Origin of the sequence: Nocardiopsis algeriensis (genome assembly GCF_014203695.1) — a bacterium.
Taxonomy (GTDB): Bacteria; Actinomycetota; Actinomycetes; order Streptosporangiales; family Streptosporangiaceae; genus Nocardiopsis; species Nocardiopsis algeriensis.
Genome location: NZ_JACHJO010000010.1, coordinates 141,609 through 159,666 on the forward strand (window position 1 = coordinate 141,609; position 18,058 = coordinate 159,666).

The 18,058-nt window shown below is 73.8% G+C and carries 17 protein-coding genes and 1 riboswitch; of the genes, 5 read left to right on the top strand and 12 right to left on the bottom strand.

Annotation, left to right across the window (positions count from 1 at the left end; translation table 11 throughout):
- Positions 1 to 54: 54 nt before the first annotated feature.
- Positions 55 to 375 carry a YciI family protein gene (locus tag FHS13_RS16995; protein ID WP_184292912.1) on the bottom strand — a complete coding sequence of 107 codons (321 nt, stop codon included), beginning with the start codon at positions 373 to 375 and terminating at the stop codon, positions 55 to 57.
- A 150-nt stretch (positions 376 to 525) separates the two neighbouring features.
- Between FHS13_RS16995 and FHS13_RS17000 the strand changes: the two genes are divergently transcribed.
- Positions 526 to 882 (top strand): DUF1801 domain-containing protein, encoded by a 357-nt coding sequence (locus FHS13_RS17000; protein WP_184292913.1) that lies wholly within the window; start codon positions 526 to 528, stop codon positions 880 to 882.
- Between the two features lie 83 nt (positions 883 to 965).
- Positions 966 to 1,892, top strand: a complete 927-nt coding sequence (locus FHS13_RS17005) for an aldose epimerase family protein (protein WP_184292914.1) — start codon at positions 966 to 968, stop codon at positions 1,890 to 1,892.
- Between the two features lie 411 nt (positions 1,893 to 2,303).
- On the opposite strand, the gene FHS13_RS17010 is transcribed toward FHS13_RS17005, so the two are convergent.
- The 10 genes from FHS13_RS17010 to fmt form a co-directional block, all read right to left on the bottom strand.
- Positions 2,304 to 2,882, bottom strand: coding sequence for an NTP transferase domain-containing protein (locus FHS13_RS17010; protein ID WP_184293008.1), 579 nt, complete (start codon positions 2,880 to 2,882; stop codon positions 2,304 to 2,306).
- Between the two features lie 161 nt (positions 2,883 to 3,043).
- Positions 3,044 to 4,195 (bottom strand): XdhC family protein, encoded by a 1,152-nt coding sequence (locus FHS13_RS17015; protein ID WP_184292915.1) that lies wholly within the window; start codon positions 4,193 to 4,195, stop codon positions 3,044 to 3,046.
- A 132-nt stretch (positions 4,196 to 4,327) separates the two neighbouring features.
- Positions 4,328 to 4,789, bottom strand: a complete 462-nt coding sequence (locus FHS13_RS17020; protein ID WP_184292916.1) for a PH domain-containing protein — start codon at positions 4,787 to 4,789, stop codon at positions 4,328 to 4,330.
- 60 nt (positions 4,790 to 4,849) lie between these two features.
- Complete coding sequence (gene ribH, locus FHS13_RS17025; RefSeq protein WP_184292917.1) at positions 4,850 to 5,323, bottom strand: 6,7-dimethyl-8-ribityllumazine synthase; 474 nt, start codon at positions 5,321 to 5,323, stop codon at positions 4,850 to 4,852.
- Between the two features lie 45 nt (positions 5,324 to 5,368).
- Positions 5,369 to 6,652, bottom strand: coding sequence for a bifunctional 3,4-dihydroxy-2-butanone-4-phosphate synthase/GTP cyclohydrolase II (locus FHS13_RS17030; protein WP_184292918.1), 1,284 nt, complete (start codon positions 6,650 to 6,652; stop codon positions 5,369 to 5,371).
- Between the two features lie 48 nt (positions 6,653 to 6,700).
- Entirely contained in the window at positions 6,701 to 7,330 is a 630-nt protein-coding gene (locus tag FHS13_RS17035) for a riboflavin synthase (RefSeq protein ID WP_184292919.1), read from the bottom strand.
- Positions 7,331 to 7,447: 117 nt separating this feature from the next.
- Positions 7,448 to 7,578: riboswitch (FMN riboswitch) on the bottom strand.
- Positions 7,579 to 7,644: 66 nt separating this feature from the next.
- Positions 7,645 to 8,688 (bottom strand): phosphatase PAP2 family protein, encoded by a 1,044-nt coding sequence (locus FHS13_RS17040; RefSeq protein ID WP_246405360.1) that lies wholly within the window; start codon positions 8,686 to 8,688, stop codon positions 7,645 to 7,647.
- Positions 8,689 to 8,865: 177 nt separating this feature from the next.
- Positions 8,866 to 9,537 carry a ribulose-phosphate 3-epimerase gene (gene rpe, locus FHS13_RS17045; RefSeq protein WP_184292920.1) on the bottom strand — a complete coding sequence of 224 codons (672 nt, stop codon included), beginning with the start codon at positions 9,535 to 9,537 and terminating at the stop codon, positions 8,866 to 8,868.
- A 147-nt stretch (positions 9,538 to 9,684) separates the two neighbouring features.
- On the bottom strand, positions 9,685 to 11,148 hold the full coding sequence (locus FHS13_RS17050; RefSeq protein ID WP_184292921.1) for an RsmB/NOP family class I SAM-dependent RNA methyltransferase: 1,464 nt from the start codon (positions 11,146 to 11,148) through the stop codon (positions 9,685 to 9,687).
- Positions 11,149 to 11,230: 82 nt separating this feature from the next.
- The gene (gene fmt, locus FHS13_RS17055; RefSeq protein WP_184292922.1) at positions 11,231 to 12,166 is read right to left on the bottom strand and encodes a methionyl-tRNA formyltransferase; all 936 of its coding nucleotides are present in this window, start codon (positions 12,164 to 12,166) and stop codon (positions 11,231 to 11,233) included.
- 166 nt (positions 12,167 to 12,332) lie between these two features.
- On the opposite strand from fmt, the gene FHS13_RS17060 reads away from it, so the two are divergent.
- Positions 12,333 to 14,384 carry a primosomal protein N' gene (locus FHS13_RS17060; protein WP_184292923.1) on the top strand — a complete coding sequence of 684 codons (2,052 nt, stop codon included), beginning with the start codon at positions 12,333 to 12,335 and terminating at the stop codon, positions 14,382 to 14,384.
- Between the two features lie 21 nt (positions 14,385 to 14,405).
- Here the strand turns inward: FHS13_RS17060 and FHS13_RS17065 are convergent, their stop codons facing one another.
- The gene (locus FHS13_RS17065; RefSeq protein WP_184292924.1) at positions 14,406 to 15,086 is read right to left on the bottom strand and encodes an SAM-dependent methyltransferase; all 681 of its coding nucleotides are present in this window, start codon (positions 15,084 to 15,086) and stop codon (positions 14,406 to 14,408) included.
- 458 nt (positions 15,087 to 15,544) lie between these two features.
- On the opposite strand from FHS13_RS17065, the gene FHS13_RS17070 reads away from it, so the two are divergent.
- The gene (locus tag FHS13_RS17070; protein ID WP_184292925.1) at positions 15,545 to 16,804 is read left to right on the top strand and encodes a CoA transferase; all 1,260 of its coding nucleotides are present in this window, start codon (positions 15,545 to 15,547) and stop codon (positions 16,802 to 16,804) included.
- Positions 16,801 to 17,991, top strand: a complete 1,191-nt coding sequence (locus FHS13_RS17075; RefSeq protein WP_184292926.1) for an acyl-CoA dehydrogenase family protein — start codon at positions 16,801 to 16,803, stop codon at positions 17,989 to 17,991. Before FHS13_RS17070 ends, FHS13_RS17075 begins: the two co-directional genes overlap by 4 nt.
- Positions 17,992 to 18,058 lie beyond the last annotated feature (67 nt).

An 18,058-nucleotide genomic window follows, 5' to 3' on the forward strand; every position in this document is an offset into this window, starting at 1 on the left:
CCGCCCCGGGGTCGTCGGCAAGCCGGGGCGGTGCGGGCGGATCCGGCGGGGAGGTCAGAAGACCTGCTGGATGACGCCCTCGCCCTCGCCGATGATGCGGTAGAAGCGGCGGGCGATCTCGATCGCCTCCTCGCGGGAGGAGACCTCCACCAGGGCGAATCCGGCAACCGCCTCCTTGGCCTCGGTGAAGGGGCCGTCGGTGAAGGTGATCTCCCCGCCCTTGGCGTCGATGTGCACCCCGCCGGGCTCCAGGCCCCCGGTGGCCAGCAGGATGCCGGCGGCGGTCGTCTCCTCGACGAACCTGCCCATCTCGGCGAACATCTCCTCGTCGTTGCGGGCGTTCTCGGACGGGCGGGTCGTCATCAGGAAGCGCATGGTGGATCGTCCTCTCGGCGTGTTCTGTGCTGCTTTCACCCTTACGTCGTCCGGGGTGATGTGACAGGGAACGCGCTGCCGTTCCCTGCCACATCGCCCCGGACGACGTGGAGGTGGAAGGCAAGGAAGAACACCGGAAGGACATCTGCCGTGAAGCACACCACCGTCACCGACTACGTCGCAGGCCTGCCCGAGACCCAGCGCGAGATCGCCGGCCTGCTGCTCCCCCTGGTCGAGGAGGCCCTGCCCGGGACGGGGGCCGTCTGGCACGGCCACCCCGTGTGGAGCCTGGGCGACAGGCCGGGCATGTCTCCCGTCTGCTACCTCCGAGCCCACAGGTCCCACGTCTCGTTCGGCTTCTGGCAGGGGCAGGAGCTGTCCGACCCGTCGGGCCGCCTGGACGCCGGGGCCCGTTCCATGGCCCAGGTCAGGCTCCGCTCGCCGGAGGACGTCGACGCCGAGCTGTTCGCCGACTGGCTGTCCCAGGCGCGCGGGCTCCACGGGTGATCCCGGCGGAGGCCCCGCCAGGACCGGTGGGCTATGATCTCCCGGTTCGGCGCGGGGCCGGGCACCGGTCGAAGGGCGGCAAGGTGGGGAAGACGATCGAACTGCACTCGGGGGAGTTCCGGGCGCGGATCGGCCTCGTGGGCGCGGCACTGCAGGCGCTCACCTGGCAGGGGCGCGACGTGGTGTGGCCCTACACCGACGCCCCGATCGCCTTCCAGGGCCAGGTGCTCGCACCGTGGCCCAACCGCCTGAGCGGGGGCCGCTACCGCTTCGAGGGCACCGAGCACCGGCTTCCGGTCGACGAGCCCGCGACCGGCTCCGCGATCCACGGCCTGGTCCACGACCGCGTGTGGACACCCGAGGAGGTCTCCGGGGACACGGCCGTGCTGCGGCTGGACTTCGAGGGCGTCCCCGGCTACCCCTTCCCCCTGGCGCTCACGGTCTCCTACCGGCTGGACGGCGACGGCCTGACCGTGACCACCCTCGCACGCAACACCGGCGGCTCCCCCGCACCGTTCGGCCTGGGTTTCCACCCCTACCTCGCCTTCGGCGAGCCCCTGGGAGAACTGGCCGAACGGGGAGAGCTGCTCCTGGAGGTCCCCGCGTCCCTGCGCCAGCCGGTCGACGACCGCCTGCTGCCCTCCGGCGACCCCGTGCCCGTGGAGGGCGAGTACGACTTCCGCTCCCCCGGCCGCCGACCGGGCGGGACGGTGCTGGACACCGCCTTCACCGGGCTGGAGCGCGACGGCGACGGCCGCGCGTGGGTGCGGGTGAGCTGCCCCGACCGCCGCGTCTCGCTGTGGTGCGACAACAGCTTCGGCTGGCTCCAGCTGTTCAGCGCCGACACCCTGGGGGGCGAGGCCCGGCGCGCCCACCTCGCCGTAGAGCCGATGACCTGCCCGCCCGACGCCCTGTCCACCGGTACCGACCTCATCGTGCTGGCCCCCGGCTCCTCCACCCGCCACACCTTCGGCATCACCGCCGAGCCCACCCGCCCCGAGCCGAAGTAAAGCAGGAGCCCCACCCCCGCCCCAGCAAGGGGGCTGCGGCCGTAGGCCGTCCGTCGAGGGCGGTGGCGGGCGACGGGTGGGACGAAGCACCGACCACCCGCAAGCACACCTCAGCCCCAGGGGGTGTGCCGTGAGGGCGCCGGCGGGGTTCTGCAGGAGTGGAGCGAACATCCGAGGAACGAGGATGTGAGCGCAGCGACGAAGAACCGCGCCCGAAAGGCGCCCGAGCAGGGGCCGAAGCGAAGCGGAGGCCCCCGAAGGAGCAGGGGAGGGCGCCGGCGGGGTTCTGCAGGAGTGGAGCGAACATCCGAGGTACGAGGATGTGAGCGCAGTGACGAAGAACCGCGCCCTGAAGGCGCCCGAACCGGGGCCGAAGCGAAACGGAGGCCCCAAGCAAACACAGCGGAGGCCTCAGGCGGAAGGGCTGCCCAGGAGGCCGGCCAGGCGGGCCAGGTCCTCGGCGGTGTCGATGTCCTCGGGGCTGGCGACGTCGTCGCACTCCACCGGGGTCACCAGGTGGGAGTAGGCGCGCAGGAAGGGGCGCGCCCCCACGTCGTCGTGGGCCATCGCGTGCACCGCCGACCAGTGCTCGCGGCCCAGCAGGACGGGGTTGCGCTGGTTGCCGTGGTAGGTGGCCACCGCCGCCCGGGCGCCCTGCCGGTGGGCCTCCAGCAGGCGCTGCACGGCCTGGGGCGTGACCAGGGGCTGGTCGGCCAGGGCGACGATGACGGCGTCGAACTCGTCGGGAACCGCGTCGATTCCCGCCCGCACCGACGAGCCCAGGCCCGTGGCCCAGTCGGGGTTGATCACCGCGCAGGCGTCCGTGACATCGGTGTCCGCCGCCCCGAGCACCACCAGGACCTGCTCGCAGCCTCCCTCTCGCAGGGTGCGCACTCCCCGGTCGACCAGACGCTCACCGCCCACCTCGACCAGGGCCTTGGGCCGTCCGAGCCTGCTGCCGGCCCCCGCCGCGAGCAGAAGTCCCGCCACCGGCTCCCGGATGTCCTCAGTGTCCCCACTTCCCATGACGCGATGATGCCACGGGGACATGCCTCCGGTGTGCCACCCCGAAAAGTGTGTGCGACGACCTTTCCCGAAACCCCTGCCGCGTGCGGGATGACCTGCCGCTCCTCCGATGATCCCTTTTCGGTTCACACATCAGGCTGGCCGGAACCGGCCGAAACGAGAGGCCGGTCCCGGTGGATCCTCCCCGAGGTCTCGCGCAGCTCCCGTCCGGTGCCGCCCCACCGCGAGCGCACCAGCTCGGCCGCGATCGAGACCGCCGTCTCCTCCGGGGTGCGCGCGCCCAGGTCGAGGCCGATCGGCGAGTGCAGGCGCGCCAGCGCCTCCTCCCCCACCCCGGCCTCGCGCAGCCGCGCCATCCGGTCGTCGTGGGTGCGGCGAGAACCCATCGCGCCGACGTACCCGGCCCGGGTCGCCAGAGCGGCCTTGAGCACCGGCACGTCGAACTTGGGGTCGTGGGTGAGCACGCAGATCGCGGTCCGCTCGTCGATCTGGTCGGTGACCTCGTCCAGGTACACGTGCGGCCACTTGACCACCACCTCCTCGGCGGTGGGGAACCGCCTCGGGGTGGCGAACACCGGGCGGGCGTCGCACACCGTCACCCGGTAACCGAGGTAGGAACCCAGGTCGGCCACGGCGGCGGCAAAGTCGATCGCCCCGAACACCAGCATCCGCGGCGCCGGGGCGAAGCTCTGGACGAACACCTCCAGCCCGTCACCCCGCCGCTGGCCCTCCGTGCCGTAGCGCAGCAGCCCGGTCCTGCCCTGCGCCAGCATCCCGCGTACGTCGTCGTCCAGGGCCGCGGCCAGCCGCTCGCTCCCCGGGTCGCCCTCGGCACGGCCGCGCCACACCACGCGGCGGCGCCCCGCACGGTCGGCCGAGGAGGGGTCCGACACGACCGTGGCCACCGCCACCGGCCGGTGCTCCTCGATCGCGCCGAGGACCGCGCCCAGGTGGGGGTGGCTCTCCCGGTCGACCGGCTCGATGAACATGTGGAGGGTGCCTCCGCAGGTCAGGCCGACACTGAAGGCGTCCTCGTCGCTGACCCCGTAGGTGCGGCGCACCGGGACGCCCGTGCGGATGACCGCCACGGCCTCCTCGTAGACCGCTCCCTCGACGCATCCCCCCGACACGCTGCCGAACACCTCTCCCGAGGCACTGACCGCCATGGCCGCGCCGGCCTCGCGGGGTGCGCTCCGGTAGGTGTCGACCACCGTGGCCAGGGCGAATCTCTCACCTGAGGAGTACAGGTCCGACACGGCCGCTCGGATGTCGCGCACGTAATACCTCCCGGGGCGCCAGAGGGCCAGGGGGTGTTCGGCGCACACGCCCTGATGGCTTCGGACACCAAACTACGTGCCCCCGCGCCCGGGCGTGAAATCCCTTGTACGGCAGGGCCTGGAGCCGCCTTCTCAGGGGCGGTCGGGCTCCTGCGCCTCGCCGCGCTCGCGCAGCAGGTCGCGGAACTCCTCCACCCCGCGCCGGGCCGTCTCTCCGTCGGCGCTCTGGATACCCATCACCGCCAGGGTGGTGCCGTCGGACAGGTCGACCGACGGCCAGGGCTCTCCCACCGGCATGCGGATGTCCACGATCTCCGCCCACGACAGCACGTGCGTGCGGATGCTGTTGACCACCGTCACCGAGTCCTCGCCGGCGACCAGGCGGGGCCGGGCCATGAGGTGCAGCCCGGCCGCGATCAGCAGGCCCATGCCCACGAGCATGACCCGGTCCGTGGCCGACCAGTTCTCCGGGAGGAGCGCCGCGAGCACCGCCAGGGTGGCCACGATCAGCAGAGCCAGACCGTAGGCGACCCATCTCATCGCCCGGGGCCGCCAGGTCCTGGGCGGAACCGGTCGCTTCGACGCATCGTCCACGGGCTGTTCCCTCGTCCGCACAACTGCTCCTTCACAGAACGCCTGGCCGCGCGGCGGCGTTCACCGGCGCAGCCTCCTCAGGGCGAGCGCAGCGTCCAGGGCGGCCAGCGCCGCCTCGGCGCCCTTGTCCTCGGCGCTTCCCGGCAGGCCGGCGCGGTCGCGCGCCTGCTCCAGGGTGTCACACGTGAGCACACCGTTGCCCACAGGGGTGGACTCGCGGAGGGCCACCTCGGTGAGCCCGTGCGTCACCGACCGGCACACGTAGTCGAAGTGCGGGGTGCCGCCCCGGATCACGGCGCCCAGGGCGATCACCGCGTCGTGCCTGCGGGCCAGCTCCTGGGCGACCACCGGGATCTCGACCGCCCCGGCGACCATGACCACGACCGGATCCGCCGCGCCGGCGGCCTTCACCGCCTCCAGGGCGTTGGCCAGCATCGGTTCGACGACCTCCGCGTTCCAGCGGGTGGCCACGATGCCCACCGACAGGCCGGAGGCGTCCGTCTCCTGCTGCTCGGGACGTCCTTCACCGCTCATGGGTCCTGCTCCCTCTCGTCTCGTCCTCGTACCCGGCCGCCGCGCTCACTCGGCGGCCACGGCCAGGTCGTGGCCCATGCGGTCGCGCTTGGTCCGCAGATAGGCGATGTTGTCGGGGGTGGCGAACACGGGCATGGGCAGCCGCTCCTTGACCTGGATGCCGTACCGCTCCAGCGACTCGGCCTTGGCCGGGTTGTTGGACAGCAGCCGCACCGAGGTCACCCCCAGGTCGGCGAGGATCTGCGCCCCGGCGCCGAACTCGCGGGCGTCGGCGGGCAGGCCCAGGTCGAGGTTGGCGTCGACGGTGTCCGCGCCGCGGTCCTGGAGGCTGTAGGCGCGCAGCTTGTGCAGGAGGCCGATGCCGCGCCCCTCGTGGCCGCCGAGGTAGACGACCACGCCGCGGCCCTCCCGAGCGATGTCGGCCATGGCCGCGTCCAGCTGGGCACCGCAGTCGCAGCGGTGGGAGCCGAAGGCGTCGCCGGTGAGGCACTCCGAGTGCAGGCGGGCCAGCACTCCGGTGCCGTCGCCGAGGTCGCCGTGGACGAGTGCGACGTGCTCGGCCCCGTCCTCGGTGCCCTTGAACCCGACCGCGCGCCACTCGCCGTGCCGGTTGGGCATGCGCGTCTCGACCATGCGTGCGACCAGCGGCGGGCGACCCTGCTCCTCGGTGAGGCGCTCGCCGCGGGCGGCACGGTAGGCGGCCAGCTGCTCGACCGACACCAGCTTCAGGCCGTGCTCGTCGGCGAACTCGCGCAGACGGGGCAGGCGGGCCATCGTTCCGTCGTCGTTGACCACCTCGGCGAGCACCCCCGCCGGACGCAGGCCCGCCAGGCGGGCGAGGTCCACCGAGGCCTCGGTGTGTCCGCGGCGGGCGAGCACACCGCCCGGGCGGGCGCGCAGCGGCAGGATGTGGCCGGGTCGGACGAAGTCGGAGGGCCGGCTCCCCTCCGAGGCCAGCAGGCGGATCGTGCGGGCGCGGTCGGCGGCGGAGATACCGGTGCTGACCCCCTCGCGGGCGTCCACGGTCACCGTGTAGGCGGTGCGCAGGCTCTCCTCGTTGCGTGCGGTCATCAGCGGCAGGTCGAGGCGATCCAGGTCCCCGCCCTCCATCGGCACGCACACCACACCCGAGGTGTAGCGGATCATGAACGCCAGGAGCTCGGGAGTGGCGAGCTCGGCGGCGAAGATGATGTCGCCCTCGTTCTCCCGGTCCTCGTCGTCCACCACCACGACGGCGCGGCCGGCGGCGAAGTCGGCGACGGCCTCCTCGATCGGGTCGAGGACCACGGGCGCGGCGGTCTCTTCGGGGGTGGTGTCGATGGCGGTCATGACGGCTCCAGGTCGGTCTGCGGGTGGGATGGTGTCGGTGGCGGTGTGTCAGGCGCGCTCGGCCGCGGACACGGCGGCGATGCGCTCGACGTACTTGGCGACGACGTCCACCTCGAGGTTCACGGTGGCGCCGGTGGTGAGAGCTCCCAGGGTGGTGGCCCGCAGGGTCTCGGGGATGAGGCTGACCTCGAAGAACTCCTCGGTCGCGCCGGGCTCGCTGACGGCGGACACGGTGAGGCTGGTGCCGTCGACGGTGATCGAGCCCTTCTCCACGACGTAGCGGGAGAGCTCCGCGGGCAGGCTGAACCGTAGAACGTCCCAGTTGTCACCGGGATTCCGGGACAGGAGCCGCGCGGTGCCGTCGACGTGGCCCTGCACGATGTGGCCGCCCAGCCGGCCGTCGGCGGGGGTGGCGCGTTCCAGGTTGACGGGGGAGCCGGGGGCGAGGGAGCCGAGGGAGGAGCGGTCGAGCGATTCCTTCATGACGTCGGCGGTGAAGGTGCCCTCGCCGCGGCCGACGACGGTCAGGCACACGCCGTTGACCGCGATGGAGTCGCCGTGTCCGGCGTCGGAGCTGACCAGGGGGCCGCGCACGGTGAGCAGCACGGCCTCGCCCGCGGTACCCGCCGGTTCGAGGGAAACGACCTCGCCGAGCTCTTCCACGATTCCGGTGAACATGCCCTCGTCCTTCCGATGCCTCTGAGGGCTCCGGGGCGAGGGTGTGGAGAAGCCTCCACGGCAGGACCGGGCCTACGCCGGAGGCAGGGCGCGCGCCACGGCGGACGGACCGGTCCGACGCGTACTGCCTCCCATCCGGACTTTCACCGTCGGTACCGGAATTTCACCGGTTCAACCGGCCGATGGATCCGGCCGGGTCGCGGACTGTAACCGCCGGTTCGGACTTTCACCGACCCCGGAGCACGCGTATGACTGTCGTCTGAGGGCCGATCCTAGCCCTGCGGGGCCCCGGCGTACAGCCGGGGTGATGCGAATCACCCGCGCTCCGTGTTCTCGTCCGCGCCCTGACCAGCGGCTTCGGGGCGCTCGGCCAGGCCGCTGCGGACGAACAGCTCGGGTGCGCCGAACGACGCCCAGAACGCGATCAGCGCGTAGGCGGCGAACGACGCGACCGCCTCCGCCAGGCCGTCGGCACGCACGGTGAGGACGTCGAGGACCACCTGGACACACAGGACCCCGGAGATGCCCAGGGCGAAGCGGGCCGCGCGGGAGAGCAGGGTGCCGTCCGCGCCGTACCAGCCGCGGCCGGCCAGGAGGGTGAAGCCGACGAGGCCGCCCAGCAGCGCTCCGCAGACCCCGTAGAGGTCGGTGAGGGTGGCGCCGGCCGGATCGGTGGGCACGGCCCCGATCCACTCGGCGGGAACTGTCCAGTCACCGCGCACCAGGTGGTGCCACAGGGTCGCGGCCACGCAGGGCAGCACGGACGCCGCGACCGCCAGACCCGCCCAGCGGGGGGTGTCGAGGCCGCGCCACCAGGCCAGGATCCTGTCCTCCCAGCGCAGGGCCGCCCAGAGCAGGGCCGCACCCAGCAGCACCCCGACCAGGACGTCGCTGGGGAAGTGGGCACCCAGGTGGATCCGGGACAGGCAGATGAGGAGGACGAGCCCGGCGGCGGCCCACAGCCACGCGCGGCGGCCCGAGCGCACACCGAGGTAGCCCCACAGGACGGTGGAGTTCTGGGCGTGGCCGGAGGGCATCCCGAAGCTGGACTCGGCGACGTGGCGGGTCACGTGCGCGCTGTACCAGGAGGGGCGGGCACCGTAGAAAAGGGCCTTGAGAAGGAAGTTCAGCACCCCCGAGGTGACGACGACCGCGAAGAGCCGGGCTCCGGTGCCCGGATGCACGCACCAGAAGACGACGGCCATCAGGAGGATGGTGAAGGTCAGGGAGCCCAGCTCCGTGATCGCCCCGAAGGGGTGGGCGAGCCAGTCGCCCAGGCCCTGGAACCACAGGATGGGGCCGATCTCGGCCTCCCACACGGCGTCCATGGCCAGGTGCCCGGCGTTCCAAGCGTTCAACGCGCAACTCCACGTGTCCGCGCCTGGCAACGCGCTCACGCCGCGCCGCTCCCCCGGCCCGCGCCCACGCGCAGGGGAAGACGGAGCCGCGACCAAGCGAAATCAACGACTACGGTGCGCCAGCATAGGGGTGGGGCACCCGCGTGGCCAGGGGCACACGGGTGCCGTCCGCGATCGTTATGCGAGGGGCGAGGCCTTCGCCGCCAGGGCGCGCAGGGAGTCGACGGCCTTGGCCGGGTCCTGGGCGCCGTAGACGGCGGATCCGGCGACGAAGACGTCGGCACCCGCCTCGGCGGCGCGCTCGATGGTCTCGGTGCTGACGCCGCCGTCGACCTGGAGCCAGACGGAGGCCTGGCGGCTGTCGAGGATCTCGCGGGCACGGCGGATCTTGGGCAGGACCACGTCGAGGAAGCTCTGACCGCCGAAACCGGGCTCGACCGTCATGAGCAGGAGCATGTCCATCTCACCGACGAGGTCGGCATAGGGCTCGACGGGTTCGGCGGGGTTGAGGGCGAGCCCGGCGCGGGCTCCCTGGCGGCGGATCTCGCGCAGTGTGCGCACGGGAGCGCCGGCGGCCTTGGCATGGATGGTGACGCTGCCCGCCCCGGCCTCGGCGTAGGCGGGTGCCCAGCGGTCGGGGTCCTCGATCATGAGATGGCAGTCCAAGGGGGTGTCGGTGGCCTTGAGCAGGCTCTCGACGATGGGCAGCCCCAGAGTGAGGTTGGGGACGAAGTGCCCGTCCATGACGTCGACGTGGAGCCAGTCGGCGGACGGTGAGACGGCGTCCGCCTCGTCGGCGAGGCGCGCGAAGTCGGCGCTGAGGATGCTGGGTGAGATCTGGATTGCCACGTCAGGCAGTGTAGCCACGGGAGGGGGAGCCACCGCGGTCAGCACGGCGGAAATCGCACACGACCCGCCACCCTGACGGCGTAGATTCCGATTTGCGGGCTTTGTCCCCGATGTCGCGCCACGACATCGGGGAGCGCCCTGTCCGGTTCAGGACTCCTTGCGCAGAAGGGCGAGGAACATCGCGTCCGTGCCGTGCCGGTGCGGCCAGAACTGGACGTAGCGCCCCTCCGGCCCGGCGGCCAGGTCGGGGACCCCGTCCAGGTGGTCGGCGGCCCGCAGCAGGGTGAGGTCGTCCCGCTCGGACAGGACCCGGCCCACGATGCCGCCGGTCTCGTCCAGGTGCGGCGAGCACGTCACGTAGGCCACCACGCCTCCGGGCCGGACGGCCTCCGCGGCACTCGTCAGCAGGTCGTGCTGGAGGGAGGCGAGCTCGGACGCCGTGTGCTCGGTGCGGCGCCAGCGCGACTCGGGGCGGCGGCGCAGGGCACCCAGCCCGGTGCAGGGGGCGTCGACCAGGACGCGGTCGAACACACCCGGGCGCCAGGCGGGCCTGGTGCCGTCGGCCGCGATCGCGCGGCCGGCGTCGCGCGGTGCCCGCCGGACCGCCCTGGCGACCAGGCCGGCGCGGGCGGGCTGCACCTCGGAGGCCACCAGGCGGGCTCCCCGCTTTCCGGCCAGGGAGGCCAGCAGTCCCGCCTTCCCGCCCGGACCGGCGCACATGTCCAGCCAGAGGGTGTCGTCCCCGGGGACCTCCGGCCGGGTCAGGGCGAGCGCGACCAGTTGGCTGGCCTCGTCCTGGACCGCGGCGCGGCCCTGGTGGACCTCGCGGATCGCGGCCGGGTCGCCTTCGTTCAGGTAGGCGCCGAACGGCGAGTAGCGGGCCTCGACGGCACCGGCGGCCACCAGGTCGGCGACGGTGGCGCGGCCCGGCTTGGCCACGAGCGTCACCTTGGGGCGTTCGTTGTGGGCGCGCAGCAGGCGCTCGGTCTCGGGCAGGCCCTGGGCGGAGCGCTCCCCGAGGGCGCGGGCGAGCTCCTTGACCATCCAGCGGGGGTGGCTGTGCACCACCGACAGGTACCCGCTGGGATCGCGGTCGCGGTCGGGGGCCACCACGGCCGTCCAGGCGTCCAGGTCGCGCGCCGCCACCTTGCGCAGGACGGCGTTGACGAACCGGGAGCGGTGCTGCCCGACCACGCGCCGGGCCAGGTCCACGGTGGCGCTGACCGCGGCGTGCGGCGGGATCTTGGTGGACAGCAGCTGGTGGGCGCCCAGGCGCAGCAGGGGCAGCACCTCGGCGTCCACGGAGGCCAGTGTGCGGTCCACGCAGGTTTCCAGCACGGCGTCGTAGGTGCCCTGGTGCCGCAGGGTGCCGTAGGTGAGCTCCGTGGCCAGGGCGGCGTCGCGGCCGCTGATGCCGCGCTCGCCCAGCAGGGAGGGGAGGAGCAGGTTGGCGTAGGCGTCGCGCTGGTCGACCGCCCGCAGGACGTCGTAGGCGACGCGGCGGGACGGGTCGCGCGGCGCGGGCGGCTGCCCGGGCCCTCCCCGCGCACCGCCGCCGGGTTTCCTTCCCCGCCGGGGACCGCGGTAGGGGGATCGGGACTGCTCGCTCAACGTGGACTGCCTCACGGGAACCGGGGATCTGGACGGGCGGGGCGGAAAGAGAAACGCCCCGCCAGTGTGAGACTACGGCAGCTCAGCGGCCCATGCGGTCGTCCTCGGCGGGACGCACGCCGCGGGCCCAGTCGACGGCGGCCATCGCCCGCTTGCCCTGAGGCTGCACCTCGCCGAGCCGGACGGGGTGGGTGCTGGTGCCGACGAGGACGCGCTTCTTGTCGGCGTGCACCTGGCCCGGTTCGAGCGCCGGGGTGTCGGCGTCGGTGACGGGGGTGACCGGGCCGAGTTTGAGACGCGCTCCGCGGAACGTGGTCCAGGCGCCGGGTGCGGGCGTGCAGGCCCGGACGAGGCGGTCCACGCGCATGGCCGGGGCGGTGAGGTCGACCTCGGCGTCCTCGGAGTCGATCTTGGCGGCGTAGGAGACCTCGGCCTCGGGCTGGGGGACGGGGGTGAGCTGCCCGGAGGCGATGCCGTCGAGCGTGCGCACCAGCAGCTCGGCGCCGGAGACGGAGAGGCGGTCGAGCAGCTCGCCGCTGGTGTCGGTGGGGCGCACCGTCTCGGTGAGGGTGCCGAAGACCGGGCCGGCGTCGAGCTTCTCGACGATGCGGAAGGTGGAGGCCCCGGTGACGTCGTCGCCGTGCATGATCGCGTGCTGGACGGGGGCGGCGCCGCGCCAGGCCGGCAGCAGGGAGAAGTGCAGGTTGACCCAGCCGTGGCGGGGGATGTCCAGGGCCTCCCGGGGCAGGAGGGCGCCGTAGGCGACCACGGGGCAGCAGTCGGGGGCGATCTCGGTGAGGCGCTCCAGGAACTCGGGGTCGGAGGCCTTGGCGGGCTTGAGGACCTCGATGCCCTCGCTCTCGGCGAGTTCGGCGACGGGGCTCGCCGAGACCTTGCGGCCCCGCCCGGAGCGGGCGTCGGGACGGGTGACGACGGCGGCGACCTCGTGGTCGGAGTCGAGCAGCGCCCGCAGGGACGCCACCGCCACCTGCGGTGTTCCGGCAAAGACGAGTTTCATGGTCCCCTCCTCATCGCCCCGAGGACCCCCCGGCCCGCGGGGAGCGCGTGCCCGTCGGCCGCGGCCCTCTCTGTGGGCACTGGGTCTCCAGTTCTACCAGCCGCCGGGCGGCGCGGGCGCCGCGGCGCGGGAAAGGTGTCGGGGGGTTCTGGTAGACCTGGGACCGATGACAGCACAGCCCGGTGAACCCGGAGGGGCCCTGTTCGACCTGCCCGCACAGGCTCCGGAGAAGAAGGGGTCCGAGCGCCCGTCCCCGCGCCGGCCCGCCGAGCACCTGCCCGTCGCCCGCGTGGTCGTGGACACGCCGCTGCCCCACCTGGACCGGCCCTTCGACTACCGCGTACCCGCCGACATGGACGAGGCGGCGGTGCCGGGATGCCGGGTGCGGGTGCGGTTCAACAACCGCAAGCTGAACGGCTTTCTCGTCGAGCGGGTGGAGAGCTCGGAGTTCTCGGGCCGGCTGGCCTACCTGGACGCGGTGGTCTCCCCCGAGCCGGTCCTGACCCCCGAGGTCCTGGGCCTGGCCCGAGCGGTGGCCGACCGCTACGCCGGCACGCTCAGCGACGTCCTGCGCCTGGCGATCCCGCCGCGCCACGCCCGCGTGGAGAAGGAGGAGCCGGGGGAGGCCGCTGCCGGGCCTCCCGGCGACGAGGGGCCCGGGCCGTGGTCGGACTACCCCGAGGGCGAGGCGTTCCTGGAGGCGCTGCGCGAGGGCCGCCCCGCCCGGGCGGTGTGGAACGCGCTGCCGGGCGGCGGATGGGCCGACGCCGTGGCCGCCGCGGCGCACGCGGCCCTGGCCGCCGGTCGCGGAACCGTGGCGGTGGTGCCCGGCGGACGTGACGTCGAGGCCGTGGACGCCGCACTCACCGCGCGGCTCGGCGAGGGACGGCACGTGGCGCTGACGGCCGGGCTGGGTCCGGCGGAGCGCTACCGGCGGTGGCTGTCGGTGCTGCGCGGCCGCGTCCGGGTCGTGGTGGGCACCCGGGCGGCGGTCTTCGCGCCGGTGCGCGACCTGGGCCTGGCGGTGCTCTGGGACGACGGCGACGACGTCCACGCCGAACCGCACGCCCCTTACCCGCACGCGCGCACCGTGCTGTCGATGCGCGCCCACAGGGCCGGGGCCGGGATGCTGATCGGCGGCCACACCCGCACGACCGACGCGCAGATGCTGGTGGAGTCGGGCTGGGCGCTGCCGCTCTCAGCCGACCGGGCGACCCTGCGCCGGCGCGCACCGATCGTGCGGGCCGCGGGTGACGACCGCGAACTGGCCCGGGACGGGGCCGCCCGGACCGCGCGGATACCCAGCCTGGCACTACGGGTGGCCCGGGAGGCGTCCCGGACCGGTCCCGTGCTCTTCCAGGTGCCGCGCCGGGGCTACCTCAACACGCTGGCGTGCGCCCGGTGCCGCGAGCCGGCGCGCTGCGGCACCTGCCGCGGCCCGCTGGCCGTGCGCGGTGCCCATGCCCTGCCCTCGTGCGGCTGGTGCGGCCGGATGGCGGGGCAGTGGGCGTGCCCCGAGTGCGGTGCCGCGCGGATGCGCGCGACCGTGGTGGGCGCCCGGCGCACCGCGGAGGAACTGGGACGGGCGTTCCCGTCGCTGGCCGTGCGCACCTCCGGCCGGGACGAGGTCCTGGACCGGGTTCCGGACTCCCCCTCGCTGGTGGTGTCCACGCCGGGCGCCGAACCCTCGGCCGAGGGCGGGTTCGCCGCGGCGGTGCTGCTGGACGGCTGGGCGCTGCTCAACCGCGCGGACCTGCGCGCCTCGGAGGAGGCACTGCGGCGGTGGCTGAACGCGTCGGCGCTGGTGCGGCCCGGTGGCACGGTGGTGGTGTGTGCGGAGGCAACGCTGCCGGTGGTGCAGTCGCTCGTGCGCTGGGACCCGGCGGGGTTCGCCGAGCGGGAGCTGGCCGAGCGCCGGGAGCTGGGCTTTCCGCCGGCGGTGTCGATGGCCTCGGTCACCGGGGCTCCCGAGCACGTGCGCGAGCTGCTCGACCAGATCGACCTTCCGGAGGGTGTCGAGCTCCTGGGGCCGGTGCCGGTCGAGGGCCGCGCCGAGGGCCCTGGCGAGACCCGGCCGGTGGAGCGGGCCCTGCTGCGGGTACCGCGCGGCGGGGTGGGCGCCCTGACACGGGCGCTGAAGGCCGCCGCCTCCGCGCGCAGCGCGCGGCGCGACGAGCACCTGGCCCAGGTCCGGGTCGACCCCCTGCACGTGGTCTGAGGAAGGCGGTTCCGCACCGGGTCAGCGGGGGCGGCGGGCCGGGGCGCGGCCGAGCGCGCCCAGGGTCCCGCTCCCCCGGGCGGAGACGTCCTCGTCGGGGTAGGGCCACCAGGTGATGTCGGCGGCACCGGGGTCGACGGGGGCGAAGGGGCCCAGCGCCCGGACGAGCTCCCGGTGCGGGACCGCGGCGGACAGGACGAGGTAGCCGCCCCCGCGCATGGCCCGGTACAGGTCGGCGATCCCCTCGGGCGGCTCGCCTGCGGCGAAGGGGCGGGTCATGAGGACGGCGACGGGCTCGTCGAGGTCCAGGAGCCCGCGGGCGGTGAGCTCGTCCAGCTGGGCGGGGACACCGGCCCCGTCGGCGGCGACCACGGCGGTGTCGGCCGCGGAGAGCACCCCCGAGGTGCCTGCCGGGGCGATGTGGACGACGGAGGCCTCGGGTGCGGCCGCGCGGATGCGCTCGGCGGTTCCCGGGACGGGGCAGCCCCAGTCGACGAACTGGCGGATGCCCGCGTCGGCGCACAGGTAGGCGACGACCCGGCCGAGGAAGGCCTGGTGCACGCGGGTGCGCTCGGCGGAGGCGGGATCGGGCTCTGCCGAGTTCCTCAGGCCGACGACGCGGGTCCGCCGTCCCCGGAGCCCGAACCGGCCTCTGCTCACGGCCGCGAGCAGTCCCGCCTTGGTTCCTCGGACGTCCGTCACGTTGTCGCTCCCCCAGCCGGTTCGCTCGCGGGAGGCAGAGCGCGCCCCCGGGGACCGGTCGGATCCGCGGCACGCGCCTTGCCGTCAACGGCTGATGGTACAGCCAGGGAAAGTGATTCCCAGCACATGGGTGTGCCATATGTGCCACATTTCATCTTTTGCCGGGCACTGCGCCACCACTTTTCCCAGCCTTTGGCTGCAAACCGCCATAAAGAACACAAAAAAGAAGAAAGGCGAAAAACAAGACAACTCGCCCCCGAGTACCGGTCCTTCCTCCTCGTCCGGTACCACTGTCTCGGGGGCACCCGAGGCCGCCGCGGGCGGCGGAGGAGGACATACTTGGTCCCCGGTCGCCCTCGCGTCGCGGGTGTTCGGCTTCCCCGGCCGCCCGCCGGGCATGGAACTCCTGGTGCGGGGTCCCCGCGGCGGCGACCCGGCACGGAGGAGGAGGCGCACCAGTGACCGAGACCGACAGCCCCCTGCCGCTGGCGGGCGTGCGGATCGCCGACCTGTCCCGGATCCTGGCGGGGCCCTACGCCACCATGCTCCTGGCCGACATGGGCGCGGAGGTGGTCAAGGTGGAGCAGCCCGGCCGCGGCGACGACACCCGCGCCTGGGGGCCGCCCTGGGCGGGCTCCTCGGGGGAGGCCGCCTATTTCCTGTCGGTGAACAGGAACAAACGCAGCCTGGCCGTGGACCTGAAGGACCCCGACGGGCTGGCCGCCGTCCAGGAGCTGTGCGCGCGCTCCGACGTGGTCGTCCAGAACTTCCGGCCCGGCGTGGCCGAGCGCCTCGGCCTGGGCTATCCGGCGGTGAGCGCCCGCAACCCCGCGGTCGTCTACTGCTCGGTGAGCGGGTTCGGCCCCGAGCACGAGCCGCCCACGCGTCCGGGGTTCGACATCGTCGTGCAGGCCGAGAGCGGGCTGATGGCGTCCACCGGTCCGGCCGAGGGGCCCGCGAGCAAGGTGGGCGTGGCCGTCACCGACGTGCTGACCGGGCTCAACGCCGCCGTGGGCATCCTGGGCGCGCTCATGCGGGCCCGCGCCACGGGTCAGGGCGGGCAGGTCGACGTCTCCCTGATCAACTCCAGCCTCTCGGGCCTGGTCAACCTCACCCAGCAGGCGCTCGTGACCGGCACGGAGCCGGCCCGGGCCGGCAACGCCCACACCACGATCGTCCCCTACCAGGCCTTCCCCACCTCCGACGGCGAGATCGTCGTCGCCGCCGGCAACGACGGCCTCTACCAGAGGCTGTGCCGGGCCCTGGAGCGGCCCGACCTGGCCGAGGACCCGCGCTACGCCACCAACCCCGGCCGGGTGGCCCACCGGGAGGAGCTGGTCGGCGAGATCGGGGCGACCCTGCGCACCCGGCCCGCCGAGCACTGGCTAGCGCTGCTGGTGGAGGCCGGGGTCCCCGTGGGCCGGGTGCGCGGGGTGCTGGACGCGCTGCGCAGCTCCGACGCCGCCGGCGACGACGTCCTGCGAACCGTCGAGCACCCCACGGCCGGCCTGATCGAGCAGGTGCGCGCCGGATTCCGCCTGAAGGGCTCTCCCGCCCCGATGACCGCCCCGCCTCTGCTGGGACAGCACTCGCGCGAGGTGCTCACCGAGCTGGACCTGGCACCGGACATGATCGAGGCGATGGTCGGGCGCGGTGCCGCCCAGCAGGCCGACCTGCCTCCCCACCGACCGAAGCACGAAGGGAAACACCGCCCATGAGCGACCACCGCAAGCCTCCCGCACCGGACCCGCACGACTTCCTGGCCGTGGACTCGGATCTGTCCGACACCGAGCGCGACGTGCGCGACGCCGTGCGCACCTTCGCCCGGCGCGAGCTCCTGCCGAACGTGGCCGACTGGTTCGAGGCCGGGACGCTGCCCGACCCGCGCGGCCTCGCCAAGGCCTTCGGGGACCTCGGTGTGCTCGGCATGCACCTGGAGGGATACGGTTGCGGCGGGTCCGGCGCCGTCGCCTACGGCCTGGCCTGCCGCGAGCTGGAGGCCGTCGACTCCGGCCTGCGCAGCTTCGTGTCCGTGCAGGGATCCCTGGCGATGGCGGCGATCCACAAGTTCGGCTCCGAGGAGCAGAAGGGCGAGTGGCTCCCGAGGATGGCCGCCGGCGAGGCGATCGGCTGCTTCGGCCTGACCGAGCCCGACTCGGGCTCCGACCCCGGTTCCATGCGCACCCGGGCCCGCCGGGACGGCTCCGACTGGGTCCTCGACGGCACCAAGATGTGGATCACCAACGGCTCGGTGGCCGACGTGGCCGTGGTCTGGGCCGCCACCGACGAGGGGATCCGCGGCTTCGTCGTGCCCGCCGGGACGCCGGGGTTCTCGGCCAACACCGTCCACAAGAAGCTGTCCCTGCGCGCCTCCATCACCTCCGAACTGGTCCTGGAGGGAGTGCGGCTGCCCGCCGACGCGGTCCTGCCCGGCTCCCGGGGGCTGGGATCACCGCTGTCCTGCCTCAACGAGGCCCGCTACGGCATCGTGTGGGGGGCGGCGGGCGCGGCCCGCGCCTGCTACGAGGCCGCGCTGGAGTACGCGCTGAGCCGCGAGCAGTTCGGCCGGCCGATCGCGGGCTTCCAGCTGACCCAGCGCAAGCTCGCCGACATGGTCGTGGACGTCAACCACGCAGGTATGACGGCGCTGCGGATCGGCCGGCTCAAGGACGAGGGCAGGGCGCACCACAACCACGTGAGCTTCGGCAAGTTCGCGAACGTGGCGGCCGCCCAGCGGGTGGCGGCCGCGGCGCGGTCGGTGCACGGCGCCAACGGCATCACCCTGGAGTACCCCGTGATGCGGCACATGGTGAACCTGGAGACGGTGGCCACCTACGAGGGCACCGAGGAGATCCACGCGCTGAGCATCGGCCAGGCCGTGACGGGCGTCTCCGCCTTCAGGTAGGCCTTTTCGGGCGGGCCCCGTGCCGCCGGGGCCCGGGAGCCACCACAATGGGGGCATCCGACCAAGG